At 62.9% G+C, this 17,422-nt stretch carries 16 protein-coding genes; 7 read left to right on the top strand and 9 right to left on the bottom strand.

Features of this window, described 5'->3' with window-relative positions; all coding sequences use genetic code 11:
• Positions 1-68: 68 nt before the first annotated feature.
• Positions 69-1,592, bottom strand: a complete 1,524-nt coding sequence (locus ACK3BK_RS20155) for a fumarate hydratase (protein WP_065864229.1) — start codon at positions 1,590-1,592, stop codon at positions 69-71.
• A 241-nt stretch (positions 1,593-1,833) separates the two neighbouring features.
• Between ACK3BK_RS20155 and ACK3BK_RS20150 the strand changes: the two genes are divergently transcribed.
• Positions 1,834-2,754 (top strand): iron-sulfur-binding ferredoxin reductase, encoded by a 921-nt coding sequence (locus ACK3BK_RS20150; protein ID WP_411383162.1) that lies wholly within the window; start codon positions 1,834-1,836, stop codon positions 2,752-2,754.
• Between the two features lie 102 nt (positions 2,755-2,856).
• Here the strand turns inward: ACK3BK_RS20150 and pyk are convergent, their stop codons facing one another.
• Complete coding sequence (gene pyk, locus ACK3BK_RS20145; protein ID WP_054893799.1) at positions 2,857-4,311, bottom strand: pyruvate kinase; 1,455 nt, start codon at positions 4,309-4,311, stop codon at positions 2,857-2,859.
• Positions 4,312-4,549: 238 nt separating this feature from the next.
• Here pyk and ACK3BK_RS20140 point away from each other — a divergent pair, with 238 nt between their 5' ends.
• The 3 genes from ACK3BK_RS20140 to sbcB all read left to right on the top strand — a co-directional run bounded on the left by ACK3BK_RS20140 (position 4,550) and on the right by sbcB (position 6,893).
• Positions 4,550-4,933, top strand: coding sequence for a tetratricopeptide repeat protein (locus ACK3BK_RS20140; protein WP_186667302.1), 384 nt, complete (start codon positions 4,550-4,552; stop codon positions 4,931-4,933).
• A 114-nt stretch (positions 4,934-5,047) separates the two neighbouring features.
• A complete protein-coding gene (locus ACK3BK_RS20135; RefSeq protein ID WP_411383161.1) occupies positions 5,048-5,407 on the top strand; it encodes a PilZ domain-containing protein in 360 nt (119 codons plus the stop codon).
• A 49-nt stretch (positions 5,408-5,456) separates the two neighbouring features.
• Positions 5,457-6,893, top strand: a complete 1,437-nt coding sequence (gene sbcB / locus ACK3BK_RS20130; protein ID WP_411383160.1) for an exodeoxyribonuclease I — start codon at positions 5,457-5,459, stop codon at positions 6,891-6,893.
• A 57-nt stretch (positions 6,894-6,950) separates the two neighbouring features.
• Here the strand turns inward: sbcB and mvaT are convergent, their stop codons facing one another.
• The gene (mvaT, locus tag ACK3BK_RS20125; RefSeq protein ID WP_411383159.1) at positions 6,951-7,328 is read right to left on the bottom strand and encodes a histone-like nucleoid-structuring protein MvaT; all 378 of its coding nucleotides are present in this window, start codon (positions 7,326-7,328) and stop codon (positions 6,951-6,953) included.
• A gap of 304 nt (positions 7,329-7,632) precedes the next feature.
• Between mvaT and purU the strand changes: the two genes are divergently transcribed.
• Both purU and ACK3BK_RS20115 read left to right on the top strand, forming a co-directional pair.
• The gene (purU, locus tag ACK3BK_RS20120; RefSeq protein ID WP_411383158.1) at positions 7,633-8,484 is read left to right on the top strand and encodes a formyltetrahydrofolate deformylase; all 852 of its coding nucleotides are present in this window, start codon (positions 7,633-7,635) and stop codon (positions 8,482-8,484) included.
• A 15-nt stretch (positions 8,485-8,499) separates the two neighbouring features.
• Positions 8,500-8,733 (top strand): hypothetical protein, encoded by a 234-nt coding sequence (locus tag ACK3BK_RS20115; protein ID WP_238343260.1) that lies wholly within the window; start codon positions 8,500-8,502, stop codon positions 8,731-8,733.
• Here ACK3BK_RS20115 and ACK3BK_RS20110 read toward each other — a convergent pair.
• The 4 genes from ACK3BK_RS20110 to ACK3BK_RS20095 all read right to left on the bottom strand — a co-directional run bounded on the left by ACK3BK_RS20110 (position 8,639) and on the right by ACK3BK_RS20095 (position 13,552).
• Positions 8,639-9,631: a lysylphosphatidylglycerol synthase transmembrane domain-containing protein gene (locus ACK3BK_RS20110; RefSeq protein ID WP_186718805.1), complete on the bottom strand. Its 993-nt coding sequence runs from the start codon at positions 9,629-9,631 to the stop codon at positions 8,639-8,641. The two genes, ACK3BK_RS20115 and ACK3BK_RS20110, sit on opposite strands and share 95 nt — an antisense overlap.
• On the bottom strand, positions 9,628-10,392 hold the full coding sequence (locus ACK3BK_RS20105; RefSeq protein ID WP_411383157.1) for a DUF2334 domain-containing protein: 765 nt from the start codon (positions 10,390-10,392) through the stop codon (positions 9,628-9,630). Before ACK3BK_RS20105 ends, ACK3BK_RS20110 begins: the two co-directional genes overlap by 4 nt.
• Positions 10,385-11,506, bottom strand: coding sequence for a glycosyltransferase family 4 protein (locus tag ACK3BK_RS20100; protein ID WP_411383156.1), 1,122 nt, complete (start codon positions 11,504-11,506; stop codon positions 10,385-10,387). Before ACK3BK_RS20100 ends, ACK3BK_RS20105 begins: the two co-directional genes overlap by 8 nt.
• A 171-nt stretch (positions 11,507-11,677) precedes the next feature.
• Positions 11,678-13,552: a methyl-accepting chemotaxis protein gene (locus ACK3BK_RS20095; RefSeq protein WP_411383155.1), complete on the bottom strand. Its 1,875-nt coding sequence runs from the start codon at positions 13,550-13,552 to the stop codon at positions 11,678-11,680.
• A 168-nt stretch (positions 13,553-13,720) separates the two neighbouring features.
• On the opposite strand from ACK3BK_RS20095, the gene ACK3BK_RS20090 reads away from it, so the two are divergent.
• Positions 13,721-15,196 carry a helicase HerA-like domain-containing protein gene (locus ACK3BK_RS20090; RefSeq protein WP_411383154.1) on the top strand — a complete coding sequence of 492 codons (1,476 nt, stop codon included), beginning with the start codon at positions 13,721-13,723 and terminating at the stop codon, positions 15,194-15,196.
• Positions 15,197-15,254: 58 nt separating this feature from the next.
• On the opposite strand, the gene ACK3BK_RS20085 is transcribed toward ACK3BK_RS20090, so the two are convergent.
• Positions 15,255-16,727, bottom strand: a complete 1,473-nt coding sequence (locus ACK3BK_RS20085) for an inorganic phosphate transporter (RefSeq protein WP_186667292.1) — start codon at positions 16,725-16,727, stop codon at positions 15,255-15,257.
• Between the two features lie 315 nt (positions 16,728-17,042).
• Complete coding sequence (locus tag ACK3BK_RS20080) at positions 17,043-17,243, bottom strand: hypothetical protein (RefSeq protein ID WP_081255307.1); 201 nt, start codon at positions 17,241-17,243, stop codon at positions 17,043-17,045.
• Positions 17,244-17,422: the final 179 nt, after the last annotated feature.

Here is a 17,422-nt window from a genome sequence, read left to right as displayed (position 1 = left end):
TCGCGGGCAAGCCCGCTCCTGCAAGGAGTGGGCTTGCCCGCGAACGGGGCGCCGTGATTACCGCAGTCTTACTTCACTTCAACAGCCAGGCTCTGGGCAATCTTGTTCTGCCACAGCGCAGGGCCGGTGATGTGCACCGACTCACCCTTGCTGTCCACCGCGACGGTGACCGGCATGTCCTTGACGTCGAACTCGTAGATCGCTTCCATGCCCAGCTCGGCGAAGGCCAGGACCTTCGACTTGCGGATGGCCTGGGCCACCAGGTACGCGGCGCCGCCAACGGCCATCAGGTACACGGCCTTGTTGTCCTTGATCGCCTCGATGGCGGTCGGACCACGCTCGGATTTGCCGATCATGCCCAGCAGACCGGTCTGCTCGAGGATCTGGCGGGTGAACTTGTCCATCCGCGTGGCGGTGGTCGGGCCGGCTGGGCCGACCACTTCGTCACCGACCGGATCGACCGGGCCGACGTAGTAGATGAAGCGGCCTTTCAGATCCACCGGCAGCTCTTCGCCACGGTTGAGCATCTCGACCATGCGCTTGTGCGCAGCGTCGCGGCCAGTGAGCATCTTGCCGTTGAGCAGGATGGTCTCGCCCGGTTTCCAGCTGGCGACTTCTTCCGGGGTGATCTCGTCGAGGTTGACGCGACGCGCGCTCGGGCCGGCTTCCCAGACGATTTCCGGGTAGGCATCCAGCGACGGCGCTTCCAGCTCTGCCGGGCCGGAGCCGTCGAGCACGAAGTGGGCGTGACGGGTGGCGGCGCAGTTGGGGATCATGCACACCGGCAAGGAGGCGGCGTGGGTCGGATAGTCCATGATCTTGACGTCGAGCACGGTGGTCAGGCCGCCCAGGCCCTGGGCGCCGATGCCCAGCTGGTTGACCTTCTCGAACAGCTCCAGGCGGATCTCTTCGATGCGGTTCTGCGGGCCGCGGGCTTTCAGTTCATGGATGTCGATGGATTCCATCAACACTTCCTTGGCCATGACCGCGGCTTTTTCGGCAGTACCGCCGATGCCAATGCCCAGCATGCCAGGCGGGCACCAGCCAGCGCCCATGGTCGGGACGGTCTTGAGCACCCAGTCGACGATCGAGTCGGACGGGTTGAGCATGGCCATCTTCGACTTGTTCTCCGAACCGCCGCCCTTGGCTGCGACGTCGACTTCGACCTTGTCGCCGGGCACGATGGAGTAGTGGATCACCGCCGGGGTGTTGTCCTTGGTGTTCTTGCGGGCACCGGCCGGGTCGGCCAGGATGGAGGCGCGCAGGACGTTTTCCGGCAGGTTGTAGGCGCGGCGCACGCCCTCGTTGATCATGTCGTCCAGGCTCATGGTCGCGCCGTCCCAGCGCACGTCCATGCCGACGCGCACGAACACGGTGACGATACCGGTGTCCTGGCAGATCGGGCGGTGGCCGGTGGCGCACATGCGCGAGTTGATCAGGATCTGGGCGATGGAGTCGCGGGCAGCGGGCGATTCTTCACGCAGATAGGCTTCGTGCATCGCCTGGATGAAATCGACGGGGTGGTAATACGAGATGAATTGCAGGGCGTCGGCAACGCTCTGAATCAGGTCGTCTTGCTTGATCACGGTCATGCAGCGCGCTCCTCTTAAAGACGGGAACATTCGTAAAGGCATCGACACCGCCGACCAGCGCGTCGAAAGGCCTTGCAAGGCGCACCGGCAGGTCAGGCCGGCACAAAAAGGGCGCGGCAGTATAGCGCGGCTGCCCGTGGGAAACACCTGCGCGTGGGCTGGACCTTGGTCTGCCGCTGCCAGGCATCGTTCTTGCTGGCGTTCTGTACAATGGCAACAGACTCCAGGAGACCTTTCGTACATGCCCGATCTTCGTGTGGGCGAGCGCCGCATCAGCGTTCCGACCGGCAGCAACCTGCTCGACGCCCTCAACGGCGCCGGCCTGAACGTGCCTTACAGTTGCCGGGCCGGCAGTTGCCACGCCTGCCTGGTACGGTGCGTCGATGGCGAGCCTGAGGATGCCTTGCCCGAGGCGCTGCAGGCCGACAAGCGCGAGCAGGGCTGGCGCCTGGCTTGCCAGTGCCGGGTGACGGCTGATCTGCAGGTTATGGTGTTCGATCCGCAGCGTGATGGTGTGCCGGCGCGGGTGTGCGCGCTGGACTGGGTCGGCGATGTACTGCGCTTGCGACTGAAGCCTGCGCGGGCGTTGCGTTATCAGGCGGGGCAGCATGTGGTGCTGTGGCTGGGCACGGTGGCCCGACCTTACTCGCTGGCCAGCCTGCCGGGGGAGGATGATTTTCTCGAGTTCCATATCGACTGCCAGCGGCCGGGTGCGTTTTGCGATCTGGCTCGGGGCTTGAAGATCGGTGACTCGTTGGGTTTGGGAGAGTTCAGAGGGGGCGCGCTGCACTACGACCCCGACTGGCAGGACAGGCCGCTGTGGTTGCTGGCGGCAGGTACTGGCCTTGCCCCGCTGTGGGGTGTTGCGCGGGAGGCTTTGCGCCAAGGCCATCGGGCAGGAATAAAGGTCATGCATGTGGCACGCGATGATGCCGGGCACTACCTGCAACCCGCGCTGCAACAGACGCATGGCATCGATACCGAATACGTGCTGCAGGAGCATCTCGAGGAGGCGCTTGCGAGATTGCGTCCGACCTCTCGCCAGACCATCGCCTTGCTCTGCGGGTCGCCCGTGAGTGTCGAGCGCTTCGCTCGCAGATTGTTCATCGCCGGCGTGCCAAGAAACCAGGTGCTGGCTGACGTGTTCGTCGAGCATGCCTGACTCTCTGGCAGCACCATGCCCCATCGCGGGCAACCCAAAAAAAAGACCGCTCCTGAGAGCGGTCTTTTTTGCTGACCTGAAGTCGTTGCTACAACTCAGGCATCAACCGACCAGCGGATCACCCACGTGCAGGATCTTCATGCCATTGGTGCCACCGATGGTGTGGTAGCTGTCACCCTTGGTCAGGATCACCCAGTCGCCCTGTTCGACCAGGCCACGCTTGAGCAGCTCGTCGACAGCCGCCTGGCTGACCTTGTCGGCCGGCAGCGAAGCCGGATCGAAGGCGATCGGGTAGACGCCGCGGAACATCGAGACGCGGGCCTGGGTCGCGCGGTGCGGCGACATGGCGAAGACCGGCACATGCGAGCGCAGGCGCGACATGATCAGCGGGGTGTAGCCGCTTTCGGTCAGGGCGATGATCGCCTTCACGCCAGGGAAGTGGTTGGCGGTGTACATCGCCGCCAGGGCGATGCTCTCGTCGCAGCGCTCGAAGGTGGTGTGCAGGCGATGGCTGGACTTCTGGTTGGTCGGGTGCTTTTCGGCGCCCAGGCAGATGCGCGCCATGGCTTGCACCGCTTCGATCGGGTACGAGCCGGCGGCGCTTTCGGCCGACAGCATCACCGCATCGGTGTTGTCCAGCACGGCGTTGGCCACGTCGGAGACTTCGGCGCGGGTCGGCATCGGGTTCTGGATCATCGACTCCATCATCTGGGTCGCAACGATCACCGCTTTATTGTTGCGGCGAGCGTGCTGGATGATCTTCTTCTGGATGCCGATCAGCTCGGCGTCGCCGATTTCCACGCCGAGGTCGCCACGGGCAACCATCACGGCGTCGGAAGCCGCGATCAGGCCGTCGAGGGTTTCGTCGTCGGCAACGGCTTCGGCACGCTCGATCTTGGCCACCAGCCAGGCGCTGCCGCCGGCTTCGTCACGCAGCTTGCGTGCGTATTCCATGTCCTTGGCGTCACGCGGGAAGGAGACGGCCAGGTAGTCCAGGTCCATTTCCGCGGCCAGTTTGATGTCGGCCTTGTCTTTTTCGGTCAGGGCCGGTGCAGTCAGGCCGCCACCTTTGCGGTTGATGCCCTTGTGGTCGGACAGTGGGCCACCGACGATCACCACGCAATGCAGCGCGTCGGCGGTAGCGGTTTCGACGCGCATGACCACGCGACCGTCGTCGAGCAGCAGCTCGTCACCTACACCGCAGTCCTTGACCAGGTCGGGGTAGTCGATGCCGACGATATCCTGGTTGCCTTCGGTGAGCGGGTGAGCGGTGGAGAAGGTGAACTTGTCACCGATCTTCAGTTCGATGCGCTTGTTGCTGAACTTGGCGATACGGATCTTCGGACCTTGCAGGTCGCCCAGCAGTGCGACGTGGCGGCCGTTCTTGGCGGCGATGTCGCGGATCAGGCGGGCGCGGGCCTTGTGCTCGTCCGGAGTGCCGTGGGAAAAGTTCAGACGTGCCACGTCCAGGCCGGCGAGGATCAGTTGTTCGATCACTTCCGGCGAGTTGCTGGCGGGGCCCAGGGTGGCCACGATTTTGGTACGGCGGATGGTCATGCACAGACTCCTATGTTGAAGCGCAGCGAAAGGCTACTCCTCAATTGCGCTGTAGTCATTGTTCCGTTGCACTACCTTGCAGGTTGGCGAGAGGGCGGTTGCACCGTCGGCAGCACCCTACAAGCAGGAGGTTGCAGGTAGACGCTCGGCGCCGCGCGTCAGCTGGATGAAGCGTGCATCGGCACGCTGAAGAAATCGGGGCGCAGGCCGATATACTGGCCATCAAAGGAGAATTCCCATGCGAGCCCTGATCGTGTTAACCATGGCGGCCAGTGTCGTCGGCTGCACCCGCTGGTCCATGGACCATCACCTGAACAATGCCTACCGCGCGTACGATCGTGGCGATTGCCAGCGGGTGATGCTGGAGCTGTCGCAAGTCGATCGCACCAGCCGTGCCCGTCCGTTCATCCATCCGGAAGTGGCGATGCTGCGTGGCCAGTGCCTGGAGCGGCAGAAACTCTATGTCGATGCAGCGCAGACTTACCAGTTCCTGATCCAGCGCTACCCGCAGAACGAGTACGCCTACCGTGCCCAGGCGCGCCTGCAGACCCTGGAGCAGCTCGGCCATCTGCGCGGTGAGCCGGCGGTGACCAGCCCTGCGCCGACTACGCCTTTGCGTTAATACCAAGGTGACAATGATTTCATCCGGGCCGTCGCTCAGGCTAAGCTAGGCTGTAAAGTAGGTGTAACGCTCACCGCCAGTACCTGGTCTTCCTGGCATAAGGTACGGAGAATCATGTTCATCGAACGTCAGATCGACCGTCATCAACTGCCTTACGTGCTCAAGGTCTTCAACCGGTTGACCGATCAGGAGATTGGTTATCTGGGGAATGCCTCCGAGGATGGGCTCATGGTGATCAGCCAGCTCCCGATCATGGTCGGACCGGATTTCGATCTGCAGCTGCGTGTGCCGCTTGCAGGCGGGGGCTATCAGTTCATCAATCTCACCGCCAGTTGCCTGTGGAGCCGCGAGGACCAGACCCCGGGGCATTTCGATGCTGGCTTCATGCTATTGCAGGCGCCGCGCGAGTACGACGAGTTCGTGCGCTCGCTGCGCGACTTCTTCAGCTTCAAGCCGATGAACGAGTCGGCCTGAAGGCGTTCCTCCGGTAGACTCGTCCGCGAACTTTGTACAGGACGACACCGTGAGCTCCAGCATCTTCTGGCACGACTACGAAACCACCGGTATCAACCCGCGCTGCGACCGACCGCTGCAGGTTGCAGGCGTACGCACCGATTTCGAGCTCAACGAGATCGACGAACCGGTCAACCTGTATTGCCGCCCCTCCGACGATATCCTGCCGCACCCCGCCGCCTGCCTGGTGACGGGCATCACCCCTGAGCAACTGATGGCAAAAGGCTTGGGGGAAGCGGAGTTCATGACCCGGGTGCATGAACAGTTGTCGCGCCCCGGCACCTGTGGCGCAGGCTACAACACCTTGCGCTTCGATGATGAAGTCACCCGCTACAGCCTCTACCGCAACTTCTTCGATCCCTACGCCCGTGAGTGGCAGGGTGGCAACAGCCGCTGGGACTTGATCGACGTGGTGCGCACCGCCTATGCCCTGCGCCCGGAAGGTATCGTCTGGCCGCAGCAGGACGGACGCACCAGCCTGCGCCTGGAGTTGCTGAGCAAGGCCAACAAGATCGATCACGGCCATGCTCACGAGGCATTGTCCGATGTCCGCGCCACCATCGCGTTAGCCCGCCTGGTTCGCCAACGCCAGCCCAAACTCTATGACTGGTTGTTCCAGTTGCGTAGCAAGCACAAGGTCATGGAGCAGATTCGCCTGCTTCAGCCACTGGTGCATATCTCCGGGCGTTTCTCCAGCGAGCGTAGTTACCTGGGGGTGGTATTGCCGTTGGCCTGGCACCCGCGTAATCGCAATGCACTGATTGTGTGCGACCTGCACATGGAAAACTCGCCTTTAATAAGGGAAAGTGCCGAGGTATTGCGTTTGCGTTTGTACACGCGGCGCGAGGAATTGGCTGACGCGGAATTGCCGGTTCCGCTGAAGTTGGTGCACATCAACAAATGTCCTGTGGTTGCGCCATTGAGCGTATTGCGCCCGGCCGATCAACAGCGACTGGGTCTTGATATGTCGCTTGTTCTGTCTCGAGCCGATCAATTGATTCAGCAGCAAGACGCTTGGCGGGACAAGCTGGAGAGCCTCTACAGCGCAGATGAGTTCGCACCCAGCGAAGATCCCGAGCAACAGTTGTACGAGGGATTTCTCGGGGATCGTGATCGTCGCTTGTGTGAACAAGTTCGTTTGAGCGATCCGCGACAGTTGGGGCAGGGGCACTGGATGTTCGATGATGCACGCATGCCTGAGCTATTGTTCCGCTACCGGGCGCGCAACTTTATCGACACCTTGAACGAACAGGAGCAACAACGCTGGCACCGCTTCTGCCAGCAGCGCCTGAGCGATCCGCGCCTGGGAGCGCCCAACACCCTGGGCGATTTCGAGCAGGCGGCGCAGGCCCGTCTGGTCGATACGGACGATGCCGGGCGGCAGGTCCTGGAGGCATGGCTTGCACATGTCCGTACACTGCGAACGCACTATGCGTTGGCAGAATAAATAAAAACGCCGGCGATGAGCCGGCGTTTTGCTGAAGCCTTAAGGCAGTTGCCGGGATCAGCCCAGCAGGGTTGCCCAGCTTTCAACCACGTCACCACCCCACTTGGCTTTCCATTCTTTCAGGGTCTTGTGGTTGCCGCCTTTGGTTTCAATCACTTCACCGTTGTGCGGGTTCTTGTATTGCTTGACCTTGCGAGCACGTTTGGTGCTGGTGGTCTTGGTAGCGCCGCGAGGGGCTTTGCTCAGTTTGGATTCCGGGTCGAGCAGGGCAATCACGTCACGCAGCGACTTGGAGTATTCGCCCATCAGTGCGCGCAGTTTGCCTTCGAATTCCAGCTCTTTTTTCAGCTTGTCATCTTGCGACAGGTTGGCGAGGCGAGCTTGAAGTTCCTTGATGGCTTCTTCGGTGGCGCGGTATTCGTTGATCAGGGACATGGAGTGTTCCTTGGTGAATGTACAGAGAGACAGTGGGCCAATAATAGACAGGCAATACTCGCAAGTAAACAATTAATAAGGGGCTCAAATGTCAAATCATTTTGAAGCAACAATAACAGCGCTTCGGTAAAGAAAAATTTACATATTGCGTCTCTGTGCCTCGTCAATCCTCATCCGCCTGCTTGCGGGTGCTCAGAGTCTGCATTGAGCTGCCACGCAGGAGCGCGCAGGCCAATGGTTACTGCCTTTTTCACGGCAGATGGCTAGAATGTGCGCCTTTGCGAAGTTTTCCGGAGTCTCATCCATGCGCACCTACCGTCTGACGATTGCCTGTCCCGACCGCGTCGGCATCGTGGCAAAAGTCAGTAACTTCCTGGCCTTGTACAACGGCTGGATCAACGAAGCCAGCCACCACTCCGACGAGCAGAGCGGGTGGTTCTTCATGCGCCATGAAATCCGCGCCAAATCCCTGCCATTCGGTATCGAGGCCTTCCGCGAGGCCTTTGCGCCGATCGCCGAAGAGTTCTCCATGAGCTGGAACATCACCGACTCGGCGCAGAAGAAGCGCGTGGTGCTGATGGCCAGCCGCGAGTCGCACTGCCTGGCCGACCTGCTGCACCGCTGGCACACCGATGAACTGGACTGTGATATCCCGTGCGTGATCTCCAACCACAACGACCTGCGCAGCATGGTCGAGTGGCACGGTATTCCGTTTTTCCACGTGCCGGTCGATCCGAAAGACAAGGCCCCGGCCTTCGCCGAAGTTTCGCGCCTGGTTGCCGAGCATGGCGCTGATGTAGTGGTACTGGCGCGCTACATGCAGATCCTGCCGCCACAGTTGTGCCAGGACTACGCCGGGCGTGTGATCAACATCCACCACAGCTTCCTGCCATCGTTCGTCGGCGCCAAGCCCTACCACCAGGCTGCACTGCGCGGTGTGAAGCTGATCGGTGCCACTTGCCACTATGTCACCGAAGAGCTGGACGCAGGTCCCATCATCGAGCAGGACGTGGTGCGTGTGAACCACGCCGACAGCATCGAGGACATGGTCCGCTTCGGTCGTGACGTGGAGAAGATGGTGCTGGCCCGCGGTCTGCGCTATCACCTGGAAGACCGCGTGCTGGTACACGGCAACAAGACCGTGGTCTTCGACTGACCGGAGCCTGCACAGATGGCCGATCCGCGTGACAAGGCTGGTGCCCAGCCACCGCCGACACTCGGTGAAGGCTGCCTGGCGCGCTACGACCCCGAAGCGTTGAGCGATGAAGACGGCACCGAGTTCGAAGGTGCCGCCGAGCTCTGGGAGCAGCTCAACCCGCCTGACGCCGCCAGCGCTCCAGCAACGGACGCGCCAGCAGACAGACGAACACCGGCCCCCCGGCGAGCAGATAGAAGTAATAAGTGACGGCGCGCCAGATCAGGATCGCCGCCGCTGCTGTCGAGCTGCCCACCAGTGGCGACAGCAGGGTCGCCGACGTCAGCTCGGCGGCCCCTGCGCCGCCTGGCAGCAGGCTGAACTGGCCGGCACTGAGCGAGAGCATCTGCACCAGGAAGCTCGGAATCCACGACAGCTCTACCCCCAGCCCCCTCAATACCAGATACAGCACGCTGTAGCGCAAGCTCCAGTGCGCGCAGGTGAGGGCGAATACCAGCGCCAGCGTGCGCTTGGGCAGGCGCCAGGTGTCGGCCAGTGCCCGGGTGAAGCGTAGCAGCGTGCGCGCCCAGCGCCGCCGACGGCCGGTCGACAAACCCAGGCGTTGCAGCAGTCGACCGTTCCAGCGCATCACGCCACGCCGGTAGCGCAGCAGCACGACGATTGCCGCCAGCGCGCCACACAGCAAGGCGGCGCTGCCCAGCAGCATGCTTTCCTGGCTGCGACCCAGGCTGTGGAACAGGGCGTAGCCGGCGATTGCCAGCATGGCGCAGAAGAAGAACAGCAGGTCGTTCAACTGGTCCATGGCGAACACCGCGCCACTGCGGGCCGGGCCAATGCGTTCGCGGGCCAGCAGTGTCATCAGGGTCAAAGGACCTCCGCTACCGCCGGGGGTGGTGCAGATGGCGAACTCAGTCGCCATTACCACGCCCAGGCTGCGTACCCTGCCCAGTTGTGCACCCTGCTGGCCGAGCAGCAAGCGCAGGCGCACGGCGTTGATGATCCAGCACAGCAGGATCATGCCCAGCAGGGTCGCCATCAGCCCTGGGTCGAACGTCTGCAGGCGCGGCAGCAGTTGGCTGCCGCCCAGAATGCCCGGAACCAGCACCGCGAGCAGCAGCGTCAGCCCCAGCCAGGCGAGGCGGTTCATGGGCAGGTCCTGCGCTCCAGCCAGGCGGATTTGGTCAGAGGCTCACGCCCTTGCTCGATCAATTCACGCAGGGTTCGCAACCAGTAGTTGCGTGCGCTGGAGTGGCGCATATCCACCGGATGCAGGCCCAGGCGCAGGGTTTCGGCCTGGCGCCAGCGCCGGGCCTGCCAGTCACAGAGCACCCGTGACAGACCGCGGCGCCATGCACTGCGGGCGCTCCAGACCAGCCCGGGAGCTTCGATCGCGGTGAAGTCCGGCAGCCGATAAAGGTGCTGCGGTGTGCTGGTGTAGCGCAGCGGCAGGCCGCGCAGGGCCTGGCGGGTGCCTTCGCTCATCAGCCAGGCGGGCGCGACGAAGCCTGCGACCGGCCAGCCCTGGCTGGCGAACAGGGCCAGGCCCGCCTCCAGACGTTGCAGGGCTTCGCGCTGCTCCAGCGCATAGAACTCGCCCTCATGGGTGTAGATCCGGCGCATGAAGTACTCGGCAGGCCCGCGTGGGGCTGGGCCATCGTCGGCGTGGTAGAAACCGTGCAGTGCCAGCTCGTCGCCGCGCGCCAGGCGCCTATCGAGGAGGCGGCAGAAGTCCGGGGAGCGGGCCAATGCGTTGCGGTGGTGGAAGTCCGGGACCACCAGCCAGGTCATGGGCACGTCGCCCATTGCATCGACGGCTTCGACGAAGGGACGGTAGTCGGGCCAGGTTTCGGGCGCCACATCGTGCAGCACCAGCATCAGGCTACGCGAATCGGCGGGCGCTTCACGCATGGGCGCGTACCTGTGGCGACAGGCCAAGCACGGCCTGGTAGTGCAGCAACAGGCCATCGACCACGCTATCCCATGAGTAATGCTGCTCCACATGGCGACGGGCCTGGGCGCCTAGGGGGCGCACGCCGGCTTCGAAGATTTCGCGCACTGCCCCGGCCATTGACTGGCTGTCGTTGGCCTGGCACAGGCGCCCGCACTGGTCGTTGACAATTTCGCCGAAAGCCCCGGCGCGCACGGCGACCACCGGTGTGGCGCTGGCCATGGCCTCGAGTATCACCAGGCCAAAGGTTTCCTGGTCACCGGCGTGCAGCAACAGGTCGGCACTGGCGAGCAGGCGGGCCACTTCATCGGCGGGGCAGAAGTGGTCGATCACGCTGACATTGTCCGGCACGTTGGCCGGCATGTTCGAGCCGACCAGCAACAGGTGGTAATGGCGACCCAGGTGGCCCATGCACTCGAGCAGCACTGGCAGGTTCTTCTCCCGCGAGCCGCGACCGGCGAAGACGAGCAGACGAGTGGTATCGGGAAGGCCGAGCTGGGCGCGCAGGTGCGGATCGCGCCTGTCGGGGTGGAAGGTATTCAGGTCGACTCCCAGGGGCTGTACATGCACATCGCGCACGCCAAGACGGCGCAGTTTGTCGGCCATCACCTGGCTCGGCGCCAGCACCCGGTCGAAATTGCCGTAGAGCTTGCTGACATAGGCTTCGACATTGGGGGTGAACCAGTTGCCCATGCGGTTGCTGACCAGCAATGGCAGGTCGGAGTGATAGAAGCCGATCACCGGCACGTCCAGCTTGCGTCGCGCTTCCAGGGCGGCCCAGGCGGTGAGGTAGGGATCGCCGACCTCGATCAGGTCAGGCTTGAGATCGCGCAGCACGTTGCACCAGGGCGTCAGGCGTACCGGAAAACGGTAGCCCTTGCCGAACGGCAAGGGCGGGGCTGGCACCTGGTAGATGCCATTGGCGTCACGGGCGCTGGGGCCGGGGATCAGCAGACTGTGGCGTACGCCGGGCATGGCGTCGAGGCGATGGTGTTTGGCATCAAGATAGGTCCGTACACCGCCGCTGGCCGGGGCGTAGAACATGGTGATGTCAGCGATGTGCACGATCAGCATCCCTCCGGGATCGTCTTCGGGTCTGTCATCCGGCGGTAACAGACCGACGGTGACGCGCCTAAAGGTTGACCTTTATGAAGGATAGTTTGTTCGATCGGGATTGGGCGGCGGGGCGCCACGCTGTGGGGGCAGGCAGGTCGGGACGAACCACCGCACCCACAGGGGCTGCATTCAGATACGGAAACTGCCCACCAGTTGCTTGAGGCGCGTGGCCTGCTGTTCCAGGTCGGAGCAGGCGCGCAGGGTGGCCTGCAGGTTTTCCACGCCCTCCTGGTTGAGGGTGTTGATCTCGTTGATGTCCATGTTGATCGACTCCACCACCGAGGTCTGTTCCTCGGTGGCGGTGGCCACCGACTGGTTCATGCCGTCGATCTCGCCAATGCGCTGGGTCACACTGCCCAGGCGCTCGCCGGCCTGGTTGGCGATCTGCACGCCGTCCTGGCTGTGGCGTTGACTCTGGTCCATGGTCTCGACCGAGGTGCGGGCGCCGACCTGCAACTCCTCGATCATCCCCTGGACCTGCTGCGCCGACTCCTGGGTACGGTGGGCGAGGTTGCGCACCTCGTCGGCCACCACCGCGAAGCCGCGGCCGGCCTCACCGGCACGGGCGGCCTCGATGGCCGCGTTCAGCGCCAGCAGGTTGGTCTGCTGGGAGATGCTGGTGATGACCTCGAGGATCTGGCCGATGTTGACGGTCTTGTCGTTGAGGGCCTCGATATGCGCGCTGGAACTGACGATCAGTGCCGACAGGCGGTTCATCGCCTGGATATTGTGCTCGACCACTTGCTGCCCCTCTTCGGCGAGCAATCGCGCGGAGCTGGCATGTTGCGAGGCTTGTGCGGCATTGCCGGCGATTTCCTGGGCCGCGGCGCCCAGCTCGTTGATGGCCGCCGCGACGCTGTTGGTGCGGTTGGCCTGCTCGTCGGAGTTGAGCATTGAGGAGTTGGAGGCGCTGACCACCCGCAGCGCCACTTCGTTGACCTGCTCGGTGGCCGAGGAGACTTCGCGAATCGAGCTGTGCACCCGTTCGACGAAGCGGTTGAATGCGCTGCCGAGCACACCGAACTCGTCATGGTTGTGGATGTTCAGGCGCTTGGTCAGGTCGCCTTCGCCTTCGGCGATGTCTTCCATGGCGCGGGTCATGGTGTGCAGCGGTTGCATCAGTATGCGGATCAGCAGGCCGAGCAGGGCGATGATGATCACCACCGCCACCAGCGTGGCAATCACCGCCGAGTTGCGGAAGGTGCTGAGCATGCTGAAGGCCTTGTCCTTGTCCACCGACAGGCCGATGTACCAGTTGGCCGAAGGCAGGCCCTTGATGGGGGTGAAGGTGAGCAGGCGCGCCTTGCCGTCGACCTGCACTTCGGTCAGCTCGCGAGACAGTTTCGGGGTGTTCTGCGGGAAGGCCTCCGACAGCGATTTCATCACCAGGGCATTGTCCGGGTGCACCAGGATCTTGCCCTGGTCGTTGACCAGGAACGCGTAACCCATGCCGCCGAAGTTCAGCGAGTCGATGATCTGTACCAGGCCGTCCAGCGCCAGGTCGCCGCCGACCACGCCGACATCGCTGGAGACCTTGTCGAGGATGCCGATGACCATCTTGTTGGTGGTCATGTCGATGTAGGGTTCGGTGAGAAGGGGACCGCTGGCGGCCATCCCGTCCTTGTACCAGGGGCGTACGCGCGGGTCGTAGCCGTCGGGCATCTTGCTGTCGGGGCGCACGCTGAAGCCGCCGTCGACCTTGCCCAGGTAGACCGTGAGGAAGCTGGAGATCAGCGCCTGTTGGCCCATCAGGGTTTCGGCATCGGCCGGATGCTGGGCGATATTCTGCGCAAGGTTTTCCACCAGCCGGATCCGCCCTTCGAACAGGTTGCGGATCGTGGTGGACGTGGACTGGCCCATTTCTGCCAGGTAACTCTCCAGATTGGCGCGAATGGCATTACGCTGGAGATAGTCGTTGTACAAGGTGAACAGCGCAAAGGCCAGTATCACGATCAGAGAGGCCGCCAAGAGAATCTTGTGGCTGAAACGAAGGCTTTTGTTCATGACGTCGTCGGGTCCGCTAAGGTTTTATCGGGTCGCTCGCACGAAGCACAGCAGAAAACAGTGCAACAATCCGGTGAGCCTTGGTGGGTTGTGTCCTGTATTTCGGGTCAATATCGCCTCTGCATATCGGCCGCTTTTAGGCAAAGCTTGAGAAGAGGATGAAATAAGATGTCGGATTCTTCGCAAATCGTTGTAGGTGCCGGTCTAGACGGCTTGCCCGTCAGCCAGGCCATGCGCTTGGCCAACCGCCATGGACTGGTCGCCGGAGCAACCGGCACCGGCAAGACCGTGACCCTGCAGCGTCTGGCCGAGGTGTTCAGCGACGCGGGGGTGGCGGTGTTCGCCGCAGACGTGAAAGGCGACCTGTGTGGCCTGGGGGCGGCGGGTTCGCCCCAGGGCAAGGTGGCCGAACGCATTGCCGGGATGCCGTGGCTCGCCCACCAGCCCAAGGCCTACCCGGTGAGCCTGTGGGACATCGCCGGGCAGAGTGGTCATCCGTTGCGCACTACCCTCAGTGAAATGGGCCCGTTGCTGCTGGGCAACCTGCTTGAACTGACCGACAGCCAGCAGGCGGCGCTCTATGCGGCGTTCAAGGTTGCCGACCGCGAGGGCCTGTTGCTGCTCGACCTGAAAGACCTCAAGGCGTTGCTTGGGCATCTGAAGGACAACCCGCAGTTGCTGGGCGAGGACAGCGCACTGATGACCACCGCTTCGACCCAGGCCTTGCAGCGACGCCTGGCAACGCTGGAGCAGCAGGGGGCCGAGGCGTTGTTCGGTGAGCCGGCGCTGCAACTGGAGGATCTGCTGCGGGTCGATGGCGATGGTCGCGGGCGCATCCACCTGCTTGACGCCAGCCGCCTGGTGCATGAGGCGCCGAAGGTCTATGCGACCTTTCTCCTGTGGCTGCTGGCCGAGCTGTTCGAGCAACTGCCGGAGCGCGGCGACGCCGACAAGCCGGTGCTGGCGCTGTTCTTCGACGAAGCGCACCTGTTGTTCAACGGCACTCCCAAAGCCCTGCAGGATCGTCTGGAGCAGGTGGTGAGATTGATCCGCTCCAAGGGCGTGGGGGTGTACTTCGTCACCCAGTCCCCGGGCGACCTGCCCGATGCCGTGCTTGCGCAGTTGGGCTTGCGCATCCAGCACGGGCTGCGGGCCTTCACCGCCAAGGAGCAGAAGTCGCTCAGGGCCGTGGCTGACGGCTTTCGTCCCAATCCAGCGTTCGACACCCTGGCGGTGCTCACCGAGTTGGGGATCGGCGAGGCGTTGGTGGGCACCTTGCAGGACAAGGGGACGCCAGAGATCGTCCAGCGCGTGCTGGTAGCACCGCCGCAATCGCGGATCGGCCCGCTGACCACGGCGGAGCGCAGTGCACTGATCGCGGCATCGCCCCTGGCGGGGCGCTATGACAAACCGATCGACCGTGAGTCTGCCTACGAGCTGCTGACCCAGCGCAAGGGCGAGCCGGTGGAGCCGGTGCCTCAGCCCAAGGTTGAGACGGACAGTCTGGCCGACAAGGCGGGAGAGTTCTTGCAGAGCGCGGCAGGGCAGGCGATCAAGTCGGCGGTACGCCAGGCCGCCAACCAGCTGGGCAGGCAACTGGTGCGGGGCTTGATGGGGTCGTTGCTGGGGGGCAAGAAGCGCTGAGTTTTCCCAAGGCATGAAAAAGGCGCCGTCGCGGGCGCCTTCTTCAATGCTGCAGGTGTCAGCCGATTGCTTTGGAGGCAAGCCAGAACAGGCCGGCCGCCAAGCCCATCGAGGCTGGCAGGGTCAGTACCCAGGCCAGCAGGATGGTCTTCACCGTGCCGCCTTGCAGGCCGCTCTTGTTGGCGACCATGGTACCGGCAACACCCGACGACAGTACGTGGGTGGTCGAGACCGGCAGGCTGAACACGTTGGCCATGCCGATCGCGCAAGCCGCGGTGATCTGTGCCGACATGCCCTGGGCGTAGGTCATGCCTTGCTTGCCGATCTTCTCGCCGACAGTCAGTACCACACGCTTCCAACCGACCATCGTGCCCAGGCCCAAGGCCAGGGCGACGGCGACGATCACCCAGAACGGGGCGTATTCGGTGGTTGCGGTCAGGTCCTTGCGCAGTTTTTCCAGGTCGGCCTTCTCGCGGCCATCCAGCCCTGGCAGCTTCCCGACCTTTTTCGCGGTGTCGTCCAGGCACAGCAGGTAACGACGTACTTCCACACGCTGTTCGGCGCTCAGGTCGCGGTAGTCGGTCACGCCCTGGAGCGAGGTCTGCAGCGCGGCAATGGTCGGCTCGGTCTGTTGTGGGTTGCAGCTGAACTGCTCCGGCAGGTCGGTCGACTTGGCCTTGCCCAGCGCCAGGAACTCGCCAAGCGTGGCGGCATTGCGCTGGTAGAACTGGCTCATGTGCAGGGTGGCGTCGCGGGTACGCTCGATCTGGTAGGTGGTGCTGTTCAGGTCGAGCACGAACTTGGCCGGGACGATACCGATCAGCACCAGCATGATCAGGCCGATGCCTTTCTGGCCGTCGTTGGAGCCGTGCACGAAGCTCACGCCCATGGCCGAGATCACCAGCACCAGGCGGTTCCAGAAGGGCGGATGCTTCTTGTCGTCGAGCTTGCGGCGCTGTTCGGGGGTCTTGTGCATCTTCGACAGCGGGCGCCACCATTTCAGGCCAATCAGCACCAGTGCGGCGACGGCGAAGCCGGCCATCGGCGAGACCACCAGCGACATGGCGATGTCGATCGCTTTCTGCCAGTTCACGCCGTCACCCAGCGGGATGTCGCTGAGCAGCGCGTTGGCCAGGCCAACCCCGAGAATCGAGCCGATCAGGGTGTGCGAGCTGGACGCCGGGATACCGAAATACCAGGTGCCCAAGTTCCAGGTAATGGCGGCGGCGAGCAGGGAGAAGACCATGGCCAGGCCGTGCCCGGTGTTCACGTTGATCAGCAGCTCGACCGGCAGCAGGTGCACGATGGCATAGGCCACCCCGACACCGCCGAGCAGAACCCCGAGGAAGTTGAACACACCCGAGAAGAACACGGCCAGGTGCGGCGGCATGGCTTTGGTATAGATGACGGTGGCTACCGCGTTGGCGGTGTCATGAAAGCCATTGATGAACTCGAATGCGAGCACGAAGGTGAGGGCGAGCACCAGGCTCACGGCTACCCAGGCATCCAGTCCGCTGAATAAATCGATCATGAAGGTTTTCTGGCGGTCGTAGGGGGGCCGGATTATGCCAGAAAACCATGGCAATCGATGCACCCGTGACAGACAGATGGCAGCTTTTCTACTGCTGCCACGACGGTTCGTCGGTAGGGAACGAGGCGGAATCGACGAACAAAAAAGCGTTAATTTCGGTTAAATACCGCGAATTGGCGATTAAAAGAAGGGTTTTTCAAGATTAAAACGGGCGTATGAAATTTGTGTAATTCCATTTCATCATCGGCTGCGGCATAAGAACGCGTGGCGCCAGGGCGTTCAGTACCGTGGCGCGCTGCGATCAGGCCCCGAGGCTCAAGGCTCTTCGGGGCGCCGTTCCTTTTCCATCTTTTCCAGTTCCTCGGAGAAGGCTTGGTCAAGGAGGCTGGCACGTTTGCGCCAGGGTTTGCGCTCCGGTTCCGGTTGGGCAGCATAGGTGGTGACTTCACCACCATAAACATCCTTGTAACGTTCTGCCTGGCGCTCGAGTTCGGCGCGCAGTTCATCTTTCGTCACAGTATCGACCTGATAAATTGAAGAGGTTCTCGGTACAGGGCTGTACCACGCGGTGCGCGTGGATCCCTTTCCCATCGTGCGTACAGACCTGAGCGCCGAATTATAACCGTCGAATCAGCAATGGCCACGGCCTTTATTCAAGCCTGATTGTGCAACGGAAAGTTGACCCGTTGTACTTG

Origin of the sequence: Pseudomonas sp. L7 (assembly GCF_046605565.1) — a bacterium.
Classification (GTDB): Bacteria; Pseudomonadota; Gammaproteobacteria; order Pseudomonadales; family Pseudomonadaceae; genus Aquipseudomonas; species Aquipseudomonas wayambapalatensis.
The sequence above is the reverse complement of the archived record's forward strand: the minus strand, read 5'-3'. Positions and strand labels throughout refer to the sequence as shown.